10 protein-coding genes are annotated in these 15,022 nt (G+C 46.8%); 4 read left to right on the top strand and 6 right to left on the bottom strand.

Features of this window, described 5'->3' with window-relative positions:
• Positions 1–10: 10 nt before the first annotated feature.
• On the bottom strand, positions 11–1,453 hold the full coding sequence (locus OI18_RS17685; RefSeq protein WP_039142165.1) for a hypothetical protein: 1,443 nt from the start codon (positions 1,451–1,453) through the stop codon (positions 11–13).
• A 155-nt stretch (positions 1,454–1,608) separates the two neighbouring features.
• Here OI18_RS17685 and OI18_RS17680 point away from each other — a divergent pair, with 155 nt between their 5' ends.
• Genes OI18_RS17680 through OI18_RS17665 form a run of 4 tightly spaced genes read left to right on the top strand, consistent with a single transcriptional unit; the run spans position 1,609 to position 7,407 of the window.
• Positions 1,609–3,885: a GumC family protein gene (locus OI18_RS17680; protein WP_039142164.1), complete on the top strand. Its 2,277-nt coding sequence runs from the start codon at positions 1,609–1,611 to the stop codon at positions 3,883–3,885.
• A gap of 8 nt (positions 3,886–3,893) precedes the next feature.
• The gene (locus tag OI18_RS17675) at positions 3,894–5,390 is read left to right on the top strand and encodes a lipopolysaccharide biosynthesis protein (RefSeq protein ID WP_039142162.1); all 1,497 of its coding nucleotides are present in this window, start codon (positions 3,894–3,896) and stop codon (positions 5,388–5,390) included.
• Positions 5,383–6,804, top strand: coding sequence for a hypothetical protein (locus OI18_RS17670; protein WP_039142161.1), 1,422 nt, complete (start codon positions 5,383–5,385; stop codon positions 6,802–6,804). Before OI18_RS17675 ends, OI18_RS17670 begins: the two co-directional genes overlap by 8 nt.
• 9 nt (positions 6,805–6,813) lie before the next feature.
• Positions 6,814–7,407, top strand: a complete 594-nt coding sequence (locus OI18_RS17665; protein ID WP_039142158.1) for a hypothetical protein — start codon at positions 6,814–6,816, stop codon at positions 7,405–7,407.
• On the opposite strand, the gene OI18_RS17660 is transcribed toward OI18_RS17665, so the two are convergent.
• The 5 genes from OI18_RS17660 to OI18_RS17640 all read right to left on the bottom strand — a co-directional run bounded on the left by OI18_RS17660 (position 7,401) and on the right by OI18_RS17640 (position 14,902).
• Positions 7,401–8,006: a class I SAM-dependent methyltransferase gene (locus OI18_RS17660; RefSeq protein ID WP_152616871.1), complete on the bottom strand. Its 606-nt coding sequence runs from the start codon at positions 8,004–8,006 to the stop codon at positions 7,401–7,403. The two genes, OI18_RS17665 and OI18_RS17660, sit on opposite strands and share 7 nt — an antisense overlap.
• A 25-nt stretch (positions 8,007–8,031) precedes the next feature.
• On the bottom strand, positions 8,032–8,877 hold the full coding sequence (locus OI18_RS17655; RefSeq protein WP_039142154.1) for a hypothetical protein: 846 nt from the start codon (positions 8,875–8,877) through the stop codon (positions 8,032–8,034).
• 67 nt (positions 8,878–8,944) lie between these two features.
• Positions 8,945–10,381: a hypothetical protein gene (locus tag OI18_RS17650; RefSeq protein ID WP_052273349.1), complete on the bottom strand. Its 1,437-nt coding sequence runs from the start codon at positions 10,379–10,381 to the stop codon at positions 8,945–8,947.
• Between the two features lie 53 nt (positions 10,382–10,434).
• The gene (locus OI18_RS17645; protein WP_160290255.1) at positions 10,435–13,371 is read right to left on the bottom strand and encodes a TonB-dependent receptor; all 2,937 of its coding nucleotides are present in this window, start codon (positions 13,369–13,371) and stop codon (positions 10,435–10,437) included.
• A gap of 88 nt (positions 13,372–13,459) precedes the next feature.
• On the bottom strand, positions 13,460–14,902 hold the full coding sequence (locus tag OI18_RS17640) for a S41 family peptidase (RefSeq protein ID WP_082038027.1): 1,443 nt from the start codon (positions 14,900–14,902) through the stop codon (positions 13,460–13,462).
• Positions 14,903–15,022: the final 120 nt, after the last annotated feature.

The raw sequence follows: 15,022 nt of genomic DNA, 5'->3' as shown, positions 1-15,022 counted from the left end.
TTATTGGTGATCAGGATTGACGTACGGACCCTTTTCCGAGGCTGGAATTGGTTACCCGCCATTTGGTTCGTTTCAATAACCGGATGATATCGGGTTGATCAATCCCTCTTCCCTGCAGGTCACTTACATCAACTTCTTTAGGTGCCTGCTTCCGGAAATCAATCAGCAGGTTGTTGCGACCAAAACCTTCCACTTTCATCCCCCGGATGGTGAGCCGCATTATATCTGCCTTGCTTGAAAAAACAGCGGGGTCTGTGTCCTTCAGGCGAACGGTTATATTTTGAAGGCTGTATTGTCCCCATTCTGACCCGGGTTCCACATCACTGCCTACATTAAATGCATACTTTCCGTTCGGGTAAATTGTTACATTCTCAACAATCATCCTGTTTGCCCCTAGATTGATGCCACCATAAACTGTGCAGTTCCGGATCACCATTTCCTGCACAACTCCGTGGGCATCGAGTGTTCCAATGTCGGCAGTAATATCGGCAACCCCGAAAGTGCCCTTATATTCACCCCCGTCAATCGTTAACCGGGATGGATAGCCCGCATGCCCATTGCCACCACATGAATTTTGTTCCCATAACCCGCCGGCAGTTCCACTGATCACATGCCTGCCGCCGGATAACCTGCAATTCGAAATAGCGACATCACTCATGTCAGCCACCTGGATGCAATGACTGTAGCCATTGTTTGATGAAACGGGAAGTTCGGCCTGCATTTCCTGTACAGTGCCTGAAGATGATTTGAACATTACGGCGGTCAAAGCAAAATTGGTATAGCGACCGCTTATCCTTGCTTTTGCATAATAGATCCTGAGACAGGTGATGAAGTTCATTGGTGCCGTTACGAATTCAATGTCCTTGTCTACGCTAAATTCCGGGATCAGGTTATTTATCCAAAGGCACGCCGAATTGAAGGAATAGTTGACAGGTTCTGCAACGCTTAGTAATCCTGTTTGCTTTTCGTATGACTTTACTATGAGCCGCTGGCCCTTGTTATAGTAGGCACGCCTTGTATTGGCCAATGGTTCTGCGCTGGTAAGGAACATTACATCTCCGGGCTTCAATGAAAGTCCGGAGGTAAGCCTCAGTTGTGTATCACCTGCTTTTATTTCGCGGATCCCGGACTGAACCATTTGGATCTTCCCGCTTACCTGGAACACGGCTTTCATGGCTTTGTTCCCTATAGCAGTACCGGTTCGCGATAAATCAAAACGACCTTTTCCTGTAAATGCAGGAATTCCTGTGATGTCAATGGTTTGCGTTGGGGAAAAAACATATGTTTTTCCCAGCAACCGCAGCGGAAGTTTCTTTTCTCTTGCAGCAGCCAGTGCTTTCAGGATCATGGCGGTTTCATCCGTTCCATTCCCCTTCACCCCGAATGACTCGAGTGTGATCTCATTGGAAGCGCGAAACCAACAGAGTACCAGCAGGAGGTGTAACCAGCTCATGGGTTTTTAATAATCCGCATAGTTACCGTATTTGCTGTTACGCATATATACCAGGGTTATTCATAACAAATACTTAATAGGTATAAAGGATCATCCACTTCATTATGCATGTTATTTGCATCGCTAACCCGGCGCCAGATAAATTTTTAGTCTTCATGAACAGTAGCTCCTTCAACTTTGATGAGGATCAGAATTACACCAAGAGCCTTATCCGTAAATATCTCAGGCATAAGCGCAGTTATTTATTGTCTTTCATTGCCTGCCTTGTCCTGGCTTATTTGTATATCCGTGTCGCGCAGCCTTTATACAGGATCCAGTCATCCATCCTGGTAAAAGGCGAAGAAGCGGGATCAACACTCAGCCTGAATATTTCGGAGCTGGATATGCTTACCGATATGCAAAGCATAGAAAATGAAATCCAGATCATCAGGTCCAATACGGTGTTAAGGAATGTGATTGATGTACTCAAACTGAATATTTCGTATTACCAGAAAGGGGAAAACGATTTCTTTTATTCCGCCATTCACAACGACCCACCGGTAAAACTTCTCCTCGTCGAAAGCTCTGAAGAGCTTGAAGCAACTCCCCTGGAGATCCGGCTGGAACAGCAGGGTGACTTTACCCTCCTCAATGACAACAGCCGGCATTCCTTCAATGAAATGATCCGGTACCAGGGCGCCAGGTTTTCTATTTCCAGGAGTCCATGTATGGATACAATTTGCATACGCGACCTGAAGATCAACGTACAGCATCCTGCGGTTACGGCAGAGCAGATCAATAAATCGCTCAACATCTCCGCGCCGTCAAAAAATGCCAGCCTGCTTTACCTGACGCTCCTTCATCCGTCGAAAGAGAAAGGTTCCTTGCTGCTCCAGACAATCGTTAATGAATATAACAAGACCAATATCCTCACCAAGAGAATCGAGACCGATACGCTCCAGGACATCATCCGGGCAAGGCTACAGCTGCTTTCTTCCCAGCTGAACGATTTCGAAGACCAGGAGCAGGACTTCAAGATCCGGCGGCAGATCACGAACCTGGGCGAAGATGCCAAGATCCTGCTCGAAAGATCTAAAGATGTTGAACAGAATATTTACACCGCAAACCTCCAATTGGAGATCCTGAAAAAACTGGAGCATCATATTGCGGTTGCGGAAAATACGGTTTCACCGCCAAACCTCGGTACTAATGACCCCGTCCTGATTGAAATGGTTGCCCGCTTCAATGAGCTGCAACTGAAGAAAGCTGAAATGGTCACTCTAACCGGCCAGAAGAATGTCACCCTGAAAAGCCTGGATGAAAAGATCCAGGTGGAGAAAGACGGCATCATGAAGAACCTGGCGATCCAACTGCGGTCCGTACAGGCTAATATTGCTTCTCTGCAAGTCATTAAAAAAACGGTTGATGAAAAGATCGGTTCCATCCCGATCCTCGAACGCCGGCTGCTGACCATCTTCCGGGAGAAATCAGTCCGGGAGAATATTTACATCTTCCTGTTGCAAAAAATGGAAGAAGCTTCCCTGAGTAATGTGGACGCTATATACCGGTTGCGGGTAATTGACCAGGCATATAGTTCTGTAGAACCGGTGCAACCCAACAAGATCATTGTACTGGCATCAACCTGTTTCCTGGCATTACTTATCCCGACAATCTTCATCAACCTTAAATCAACAGTCGACGATAAGGTCAATTCCAAGGCAGCGATAGCATCACGCATCAGCAGCCCCATTATCGGGGAGATCACGCGCATGAAGAAATTTCACTTTTCGGCTTTCCTTTCGCGGTCCCGGATAACCATTGAACAGTTCCGCCTGTTGCGGACAAGGGTCGAAAGAATAATGCCCGGACAATCCCGTGCGAAAAAGATCCTGGTTACTTCCAGCACAACAGGAGAGGGGAAGTCTTTTGTCAGCACAAACCTGGCTACAAGCTTTGCCGCAAATAAAAGAAAGACCCTGCTCATTGATCTCGACCTGCGAAACCCTGATATCGCCAGACACCTCGATGTACAACACAGCAACTTCCTGAACAGTTATCTGAAAGGAGAAATTACCAATCTGCAGGATATTATCGTACAACATAAAACCTGGGAAGACCTCTATATACTTCCCGGTACAAAACCCCTCGAGATGATTCCCGAGCTGCCTATGGCTAAGCTGGAAGAGATTTTCCGGTATTGCGACGACCATTTCGATTACATCATTATCAATACTCCTCCGTTTGTGATCATCTCTGATGCGCTGCAGTTGGAAAGGTTTTCGGATGCGACACTGTTTGTTGTCAGGCAGAATTATACAGAAGTGCGTTACCTGGAACTGCTCAATGCATCCCTTAAAAAGAAAGAGTTCCGCAACCTACAGGTGGTGGTGAACGATGTTCTTATTGATGAGTTGTATGGTGGCGAAATTTTCAAGGGCGAATATTTCAACTAACAGGTACCATGACAGCAAAGCCGGCATCATCAATGGAAAAACGCACCCTGAGTGGTGTGCGCTGGAGCCTGGCTGCAAAATTCTTCAGGCAGTTCATCCAGTTCTTCTTCCAGCTGGCGATTGCCCGGATCCTCAGCCCGGCCGAATTCGGCGTTTTCAGTATCCTGCTGGTGTTCATCAACCTTGCTGATGTTGTCCGCAGCCTGGGATTAGGTGCTGCACTGATCCAGAAGAAGGATATCAACGATGAGTTCCTGAGCACGGTTTTCTGGATCAACGTGGGTACGGCACTGATCATTTACCTGGTATTCTACCTGGCTTCACCTTTCATAGCGACGGTATTCAAGATGCCGCCTGTTACAGATGCTCTCCGCCTGTATTCACTCGTATTCATCATTGGATCGATGAATAGCGTGCAGGAAGCGTTGCTGCAAAAAAACCTTGAATTCAAGCGCTTGTTTATTCAGGATAGTATTGCAGTGACCGCAGGTGGAATTGCCGCGCTTTACTTTGCGCTGAAGGGAACGGGTGTTTATACTCTCGTTTATCAATACCTGATCATTAACACGATCAGTAGTATTATTCTCTGGAATACATCGAGTTGGAAACCTTCTTTCCGCTTCAGCCTGCAAGCATTCCATTCGCTGCGACGTTACAGTATGAACCTGCTGGGCAACGACCTCCTGAACTTTACGGCGCGGAATATCGATAATCTCCTTGTTGGAAAAGCGCTTGGCGCAACCGCTCTCGGTATTTATTCCAGGGCTTACTTCCTCATGCTTCAACCCCTTAACCTCACCCACCAGGTGTTGGCAAGGGTCATGTTCCCGGTGCTTTCTACCTATCAGGATGATCTTCCGAACATGAAAAGAGTATTTCTCCTGACCACCAGGTTATTCGCCTTTATTATTCTTCCCTTTTTTGTTTATGTGATCATCGCTGCTGACGAACTGATCTATATCCTGCTCGGCAGCAAATGGATGGAAGTAGCCTACCTCCTGCGGATCTTCTGCATCTACGGCGTAATTGACACGATCGGCCTGACTACTGTCTGGATCTATAAATCAACCGGCCAGACGAGCAAACTTTTCCGGTGGATGATCTACAACACTATTGTTATCATAACCGCCATCCTGGTGGGCATGAACTGGGGTATCGCTGGTGTTGCCTGGGCTTATTCGATCAGCTTCCTCGTTTTCCTTTGGATTCCAGGCTGGATGATCGCATTCCGGATCATTGATATCAAAGTATGGGAAATGTTCCGCAATATCGGCGGGTCTTTTATTGCTGCAGCTTTGGCGGGAGGAAACGCATGCCTGGTACACCAATCCGTGTACAAAGGCATTCATCCTGTTGCATCGGTAATGCTGGACTTTGTTGCCTGTATGGTTATGTATGGGCTCTTTTCCTGGTTGATCAACCGCTCGACCTTGTTGCTGGGTTACAGTAAACTATTCCCCATCCTATCGCGTCTCCGCAAGAAAAACAGGCCTGCGTATGAATGAAATGGAAAAGCCATACGGTTTCTGGAGCAGGAAGATCGTCCTGTACATCATTGCATTTTTAATCGTTACCATTTTTGTGAACTGGTACCTGTTCCACGAAAACTTTATCCCATGGCCTTTTATCGTTTGCGGATTCCTGGTTGCAGCTGGCTACTTTATGATGTTGAACAAGTTGCTGCACAAATGGCTCCAGCTTCCTGAAAAAGATTTTATCAAAAGGCTTTTCCTGTCCGCACTGGTGATCCGCGTTCTTGCGGTTGTCTTTTTCTACTTTTTTTTCATCGCAGCTACTGGTATTGCCTTTGAATACAATCCCGTCGATTCCCTGTTCTATCACCGAACAGCACAAAAGATCGCAGATCATTTCCAGCAGGGCGACTTCCAGGTCATGAGCTACACTGCAGGCATTACTTTTTCCGACCTTGGATTCAATATTTACCTCGGTGCGCTATATGCCTTATTCGGGCCTTCCCTGATTATCACGCGACTGATTGCTGCTGGTCTGAGTAGTTTAACGGTAGTACTGGTATACCGCATTGCAAAAAATATCGATGCCACACCCCTGGTCACCCGAACTGCTGGGATTTCTGCGATGCTGCTTCCCAATTTCCTGGTCTACCTTGGCTCGCAATTGAAAGAGACCCTGATGGTCTTCCTGATCACTGCTTTCGTTTACCTGACTATTACCATTATCCGAAACCAGAAGCGGTCCGCCATGAACATCGCACTGTTGTTGTCTGTTCTCTTTAGCCTCTTTATGATCAGGACCGTGCTGGCTTCCATTGCAGTATTCACACTTGCAGGGTATGGCGCGGTGAGCCATCCGTCCAAAAGAAGGATCATTAACATGGCTGTTACTGTATTGTTGCTGGCAGGGTTTGGCTATATTATCCTTCACAGCCAGATAGGTGTTGAAATCGCTGAATTCCTCAGTAAAGCGGGCACCAGCCAGTCCGACAATATGCGCTTCCGCGCTGAACGTGATTTCGGCAATAAATATGCGCTGATGGCCGGTATCCCGCTTTTTATTTCCATCATCCTTATGGCGCCATTTCCTTCATTCGTTTATGTACCCTTCCAGGAATTTATCTGGCTATTAGTGGGAGGAAATTTCATCCGGAATATTTATGCGTTTTTCCTGATCGTGGGAATAGTGTACAGCATCCGCCACAATTTCCGCAACGCATCCATCCTGCTGTTTTATGCCATTGGGTATTTACTTGTATTGGCAAGCTCGCCGTTTGCCATTTCTGAGCGGTTTCACCTGCCTGCAGTTCCCGGCTTGCTGATACTTGCTGCCATTGGCATTACCCATAGCACTACGCATCTCCGTAAATATTTCAGCCTTTACCTGTTTTTTATCTTCCTGGTGATCACCGGGTGGAATTATATCAAACTAAGCGGAAGACTATAAAGAAAAAATATGAATAAGTATCTCCTTCTCCCCGCAGTTATTATGTCCATCAGCTTTATGGCTGGCTGCGACAATCAACCTGAACTTCGGTCAGCTGCACAAGGTAAAAAAGAGCTTCCCCTTTCCGGTGATAACAGGAAACCCACAGTCCTGTCCGCAGAAGACTCTGCCAGGGTACTGACCTGGGAAGTAATGATCAGCAAACTGCCTGAGATCAGGGGATACACGAAAGGACTGGCAGGAGGAGAGACACTGAGCACCGCAACCAGTGAAGGCCGGATGTCCTATGCCCGCCAGGAATATGATGGCAGGGCGGGGAAAATAATTGTTGACTTTGCGGATTATGAACTTTGTCAGCCTGCACTGCAGGGACTTATGCAGATGTATGAACGCAACAGCCAGTCGGTAAAGCCGGAACTAAGGATCAAACGGACTGCTTTCCCGGAAAAGAACACAATACAATACACTGAGGAAGTGACGGAAACAGGCTACAGAACTGTTCGCCGGATCATCGCAAACAGGTTTGTTGTGAATATTATGGGAAATGATAAGACAAGTATGTCTTTGCTTGAGTCGGTAGCAGCCGGGGTGAATATCTACTGACTGCACTGCGCTGCTACCACCAGGTAGGGTTGCAGCATTGGATTAATGGTAAAGTAAATCTTCATCGCCGGGTTTAAGGTAATGGTTTCATCCAATGTGAAATCACATCCGGTCGGGGTAAATCCGGACCGGTGCAGCATATTGTAAAGCGTATCCTGGCTGAACCAGTAATAGTGACTGCTGATAGGCAATTGTTTGGCGGCCATGGCATTTGGAACGATCACCAGCAATTGTTGCAGACTGTCTTTATATTGCTTACGGATGGCGCGCAGGAAGGGTAGTGGATCTTCCATATATTCCAGGACCCCATTAAGGAACATGGCATCCCATTTGTGTTTTGAAATGTGCTTCCTGTTTTCATCCGTGAAAAGATAGTCAGTTTCAATTCGTCTCTGCATTTGCCCATCGATCTGCGCCAGCACTCCTTTTGTTCCCAGGTCAATTTCAAGGTACACACTACTGCAATCAGCCAGTTGCTGGTGCATCCGGAAATAACTGAACATGCTCCTGGCTTCTAACGGGATATGATCGACTGAGCTTACGTGAATGATCTTCTTTCCTTCGGAAAACCTGCAGAGGTAATCCTTTCTTAGTGTCATAAAGCGGAGTTTTCTGGTAACTGGATTACTGGAAACCAAAAAGGAACTTTCCATAGTATGCGCCCCACCCGTCGGTTCGCTGGATGCGCAGGGTCTGGTAGCGACCGGAAACCCTCGGATCGGCAACTTCAATCCGACCGTCGATGAAGTAATCGTACTCATCAAAGCTGGCACGCTGCAACAGGCGCTGATCGTCTTCCAGGTCCGGGTTAGCATCGAGAAGATCAAAACCGGCAATCTCACCTTTTTTAAATAGGAAGAACCTGCTGAGCTGGTTAGCCTTGATTCCTTTGATCAGTGTCCATTTTTTGGGTACCGGCATACCTGACTGGTCTTCACCAAGGGTATATAACTGGAGGTCGACCGCGCCCACTTTACTATTGTCATTGTGCGGGTTCACCATCCTGTCTGCGTCGTTAAAGAAGAAACGCACGCCCACCGAATCGCCCGGAATGGAAGGATAGTCCTGGCTTTCGGTTTTTTTGTTTACCAGTACAGGGGGCTTCTTCGGATCCAGTTGCAGTAACAGGTAGTCATTTACGTTAGTAAGCGGAATACTGTCGGAATATTCAATATTAGGTTGGTTCTTCTTGATGATGTGTGCCTGCAGGAATGCCAGTTTCCCCTCAGGACGTGGAATACCTCCTGCCTCATACAGGATGTTGGCATAACTGCCGTTAATCTGGTTGGCTTTTGCAAGCAATGATGTGCCGTTCAGTTCCACTGCCTGGTAAACGGAGGTGTCGGTTATAAAGAGATCCAGTGAAAAAAGCATGGACCGGTCTACCGGAACGATCTCGCCCCTGCGGCAGGAAAGACCAACCAGTATAATAGCACAACCTATAGCAACTATTGAAAATTTTCTGCTCATAAAAATTGATTAAAGGGGTAGGAAATATTCCTACCCCTGGTATCCATTCACTCTCGGGTTCTTAACATTATTGGGGATCGAAATTTACCCATGCACCGGTAGAACCTGCAATCCAGTTGTTCGGGATTGTCCACAGGCCATTTGAATCCCTGATAGGAGCACCGGGTCCGAGTGCACCGATATAAGGTACACCGCTCAGGAAGTTGGTAGCCAGGCCAGAGTAGTTAGGCTTCAGACCGCTTGCATTAGCAGGATCGAAAGGTCCGCCCACTTTGTACACCAGCGCGCTTGATTTGTACGTTGCATGTGTTGCAGGGTTTGCATTGTTCAACCAGCTGGTAGGATATGCACCTACTACAGCCAGGTTCGAAATTCCCCATGGACCAACGGTCGGCGAAGCAACGAATTTTGCAGAATCAACGAAAGCATGCACCGCGTTGTTCCTGAAGAACAGTGGGGTAGTAGCAACCAGCGTATTTTCGAACGCGATACCAGTGTTGTAACCAATAAAGATCGAGTTACGCACACGCAGGTCTGTACCTCTCCTGAAACGGGCAGCGTTAAGTGATCCTGTTATCGGAGCAACTGAATTACCTACAATGGTAAGGTTAGAAAGCTGCGGACGGGTTGTTGGCGTTGCACCAGCTGAAGGGTTTTCGTTATCGCACTCGATACCGTTTGCATCAGCAAAAGCATAAGCCGAATTACGTACAGAAACCGCAAACTGGAGGTTGCCAACAAAACCGAAATCAAAGTCAAACGCGTCATCGTTCTGTGAGTTGGCAATCAGATACCTTGGCTCTGAGTTACCGCCAAAGAATTCAAATGCATCATCAGCGCCATAAGATGCCATAATGTACTTAAGACCAGTTTTCTTGCCAACACCAGCGCAGGTAAGGCTGTTCAGCTCGTTGTTTGGCAGCACCACTGCACCTGCAAATTCGATACGGGCATAAGCCAGTACACCTGCAGAGTGGTCAGGGTTAGAACCGCCATATGTCACGTCAACACCGGCAGGAACGATAGCTGTTTCAATACCTTCAACTGTTTTGCTGGCAGGCTTATTGGTAGGAGCGTCACCCAGCAGAACCACACCACCCCAATCGCCCGGCTGACGGTTAGTACGACCTCCTGGAAGACCAGCCAGGTGAGAAGTGAAAATAACCGGGTTATTTTCTTTACCCTTTGCACTGATCTTTCCGGTTTTCGTGATGATAAGCGCTGATGCTTCAGCAGGTACTGATTTATACACGCCTTCGAGCTGTGTACCAGCCTGGATGCTCAGTGTACCACCGGTAACATACACTTTACCATCCAGCACATACAGGTGCTGAGGGGTAAGTGTCATGTTAGCATTAATGATCTGTGGAAGAACGATAGTGTCAACAAAACTTGTGGCTGCATTCAGCGAAAGATCTGTTCCAGGATTTGCCTGTTGGATATCTTTCTTACAGGCGGCGAATGCTAACGCAACCACAGAAGAAAAAACAATTGCCTTTTTCATTGAAAAAAATTGTGTAGTTAATAATTGAATATTGATGAAAGTGAATGAATCTTTTAAAGCTTAATACTTACAGAAAAACTTATACCGGTTCCCCTTTTTGCGGAATAGATAACGTAATCGTAATCCGGGTTATAATTGCCTTTTTTGGGATCCACGTTAGGCTTCGTGGTACCCGAAGCTGCGGTACTGTTATTGTAATGGATAAATGCCTGTCCCAGCAGGTCGGACACGTTCAGCTTGATCTCCATTTTTTTCTTCAGCAACTTTCCGTAGACCTGCATATCGATCTGGTCACGCGGGTTTTCATAAAAATCGGTATGTGCTTCCGGGCCGAGGAATACCAATCTTTTCCCTATTCGGTTATATACGATATTGAAGCCGAATTTCTCTCCCTGGTACAATAGCCCGGCATTAATGGAGTAGGGGGATAGTCCCTGCAATGGCCGCTTCCGCACATCTTCATTTGCCGTATCGATAGTATAGGTCGGATTGATCCGCGACAACACTTCTCCCAGCGCCTTACTGTCAACAGTTACTTCGCTTTCCATGAAGGAAGCGTTGCAGCTGATAAACAAATTCTTCAGGAACTTCGAAGCGGGGTAAATAAATGCAAGTGATTTCCGCAGGTCAAGCTCCGCCCCGATATTGGTGCTCGAAGCCTGGTTCAGGTTCACATATGCAAACTGTGAACTTGCTGTTGGCTGCACCAGGGTTTCAATCGGGTTGTTGAAGCGTTTGTAGAACAACGTGAGTGTAGCGATCTCGCTCGCGCTGGGATAGAATTCATACCTCAGGTCGGCGTTATATAAACTGGTGTAAGTAAGAAAAGGGTTCCCCATCACCGATCCTGGCAGGGCAAAATCATAATAGGTAACTGGTGACAATTCCCTGAAGTCGGGCCTTGCAGTCGTCATGGAAACCGCCAGCCTGAAATTGGAACGGTCGTTCAGGCTGTAAATGATATTTGCTGAAGGGAACAGCCCGGTGTGTTTTATTGCTGAAATTGTATCCTTTGTGATCTTGCCGGAAAGTGTATCCCTTTCCAAACCTGTATTTACTGTCATGGAGAAATCTTCCAGCCTCAATCCACCGGTAATGCGCCAGCGCTGGAATTTAAAATCGGACATCAGGTAGGCTGAATGGATGGTTTGTTCACCTTCGTAGGAATCATCATCCTTTTTTCCACGGGTTCCCAGCGGCAGGTATTGAATATAACCTTCTTTCAGGTAGCGCTCGGTAATGATCGCGTAATCCGGAAGTCCATACATTATGTCAGATTTGTCATGGTCACCCAGCAACGGGCGAAGAAAACTGAAAATGTAATCGGTATTGCGTGTACTCGTACTGGCCCCGGCCCGGAGTTGTTGTTTACTGTTGAATAAAGTAAAGGGAATTTGCAGGTCAACCCCGCCACCCCATCTTTCTTCGGTCAGCTTCGAAGCAAAGATGCCACCCAGCGACGGACGTACTTTATCTGTCAGTTCGATATTATACATGTCTGAACCCTGGATCAATGGTTTGTAGCTCATGGTCCTTGCTTCCGGCTGGTCGCGGTGAACCCTGGCCATGTCGAGGTACCATTTCAGTTTGAGTTCCCTTGCGCGTATCGCATGTTCGCCATCGATCCGGTTCTGCCAGACTTTTACGAGGTTGGAATAGATACCGTAGTTCTGAATGGGATCAAGGTCAACATTCCTTCCGGAAAATATATAGGTGTCATAATTCAGCTTCCGGGCATAGATGGTTTTGAATCCAATCTTATTGTTCTTATGCGTATAGGCAAGCGATAACAGGCCCGAAACACTCGTATTGAATGTGTACTTTTTACCTTGCGCCGAGTCAAGGAAATATGTCTGGCGCATGTAGTCTTCGATCAATTGTTCGTTCCTGTACGAAGCAGTTCCCAGTACGCCGAAGGATGAATTGTTTTTGAACTTTTTCCGGAGAGAAAAACCACCCTGGTAATCCTGTGTGGGCATTGCATCCCCCAGCAGGTAATACCCCCAGTAATTGGGGATCTTCGAATTCATGCGGTAAGACTGGCGCAGATCTTCGGGGTTTGCGGAAGTACGCAACCTGAAATAACTGATCGGATCCCATTCGCGTGTATACCAGCTTTTTTCCCTGTTGAGAAAACTGAAGTATTCTGCCTTTTTAAGTTTGGTCGTATAGAATGGTTGACCGGTACTGTTCGTGTTATAACCGAGTCCGGCCTGGAAAAAGATTTCGTTCCGGTCCGGGATCTGTTTGGTATTAACCTGCACAATGCCACCGGCAAAATCTGCCGGCAGGTCTGGAGAAGCAGTTTTGGATACGATGATATTATCGATGATCCCTGCAGGTAAAAGATCAAACGCGAAATTCTTTTTGTTTGGTTCAGTGCTGGGAAGCTGTGATCCGTTCACCAGTACAGTATTGTATCTTTCCGCCATCCCCCTCACGATAACAAATTTGTTGTCGATGATGGTCACCCCGTTCATCCGGCTCAGCGATTGGGCCACATTATTGTCCGGGGTTCTTTTGATCTGCTCTGCACTGATTACATCGGCTACTGAGATACTGTTCTTCTGGATCCTGTAAACGCTGGCTACTGTTTCTCTTTTTCCAACAGCTGCAGTTACAACAACTTCTGCATCACTGCGACCTGCAGCCGCTAAGAATATTTCCTTTTTGGTTACTTCTCCTTTAGTAATAACAACAGCACTTACTTCCTTTGATTCATGGCCTACATATGAAACAACCAGTGTATAGGTGCCTGGTGCAATATCAATGTCGAAGCTGCCGTTTACATCCGTTGTTGTAGAAAGGTTTTTTTCTTTGAGCAGAACAGTTGCGCCTACAAGCTGGTCGTTTCTCTCATTGCGCACGACACCGATGAGCCTGCCTTTTGAAATGAGCGCCTGGCCAAAAGCTGTTGAAAAGGTCGCCAGGGAAAGCATAAAAAAAACGAAAACCCCGGGTACACGACAAGCCTTGTGAAAAAAATTCATAATTTCACGATTAGTTAATATTTGAATATTTTTATTCAATGGGGGCGCTATTCTTAGCGCCTCCAACATTTTCAAAGGATCAGCGATTCTAAAATCCTGTCACAACAGGCGGTACTGCCAGGCGTTTTCTTTCATCCAGTGAATTATACATCAGCTTCCCGGCACGCTTAAACATTCCTGTCCCGCTTTCATTACCCGGTCTGATACTTCTTTGCATTTCTGTCACATCTATCTCCGCCGTTCCAAAGATTATTTTGTTTGCAGCTGCAACCAGCGGATCATGCTTACTCCCCAGGTCTGCCAGGGGTTGCAGTGATAATTCATCAGCTTCTATATCCGGTTTCAGTCCCTGCGCATAGTCACCTTTTCCCGCTGCATTGAACAATTTAAAAACCAGTGGTTGCATACTCCAGTTGATCTTCTTTGGATTGCGTTTGTCGCGGATATATGTGGCAGCCATATCCTTGCCTGCAGTAGGCTGACCGATATGGATCACATCGATGTACGGTCGTAAGTTATTGATCAGCATTTCTGCCGCCGATATAGTATAGCCTGAGGTCAGGAAAAATACCCGCCTGATTCCAAGCCGGTTATTTACCAGGCTGCTGAAATCCCTGCCAGCCTGCGAACTTGAAATGGCAATTGATTTCTCAAACGATTGGGTAACATTGGCGTAATTGGCATTGCCCTTATACAACCCGAACACATCATTCGCTTTTACCGGTGCAACCAGCGCTGCAAACTTTGTAGCAGTCGAAACACTTCCGCCCGTATTGTAACGGATATCAATGATCAGTTCCGTTACACCTTTTTCCTGGAATTGCCGGAAGGCCTGAAGCAAGTCGTTATCAAAAGCTTCCGTGAAATTGTTATAAAAGAGGTAGCCGGCTTTTATCCCATTGTGTTCAAATACCAGCGACCTGTACACCGGGCGGTCTTCAAAATATGCCCGGGGAACAGATTTTTTACCTGCCGTTACCCATTGCTGTGAACCGGTCATTTCCACCATTGACAACTCTACCGTTTCATTGCCACTGAGCCGGTCTGTAATGGCGCCAAGGGATCCCGCGTTGATGGCATAGCCATTAACCTTGTCAAAGTACATTCCCCGTTGAAGCCCGGCACGCTCTGCACTGCTCCCTTTGCCTGCTACCAGTATTACGCCCAGCATCGCTGATGAGGAAAAAGTAGGGTCGCTGACAATCGCATATTCAAATCCAAAGGATTGCTGGCTCGAACCGGGAATCGATACATCGGAATGATTTGTGATCCATGAGTATTTATCCTGGCCGTACAGCAGTGAATGAAAAAAGTCTTCGGGTTTGCCTTCCAGTGAGGTTACACTTTTCAGATCCGCGTTCCAATAGTAATAATGATACATCGAGTCCAATATCCACCTGTTAATCGCCTGGAGCGAATCAGCAGGTTTTGGAAAGGATGGGTCTTGTACATCTTCTTTACTGCAACCTCCCGCCAACACTATCACTAATATGAGCAGTAACCAATGAACTGACCCGCGGAATTGAAACATGGCGGATAGTTTTAGAGAATGCAATGTAGAGCAGTTTATGAACCAGCTGTATTAACATTACATTATGGAATTATGAATAAATAACATTTGTTGGTTACTGTTATAAAGCCACTGTATTTT

Origin of the sequence: Flavihumibacter solisilvae (assembly GCF_000814475.1) — a bacterium.
Taxonomy (GTDB): domain Bacteria; phylum Bacteroidota; class Bacteroidia; order Chitinophagales; family Chitinophagaceae; genus Flavihumibacter; species Flavihumibacter solisilvae.
Note: the sequence above shows the minus strand (reverse complement) of the source record. Positions and strands in the feature narration are given on the sequence as shown.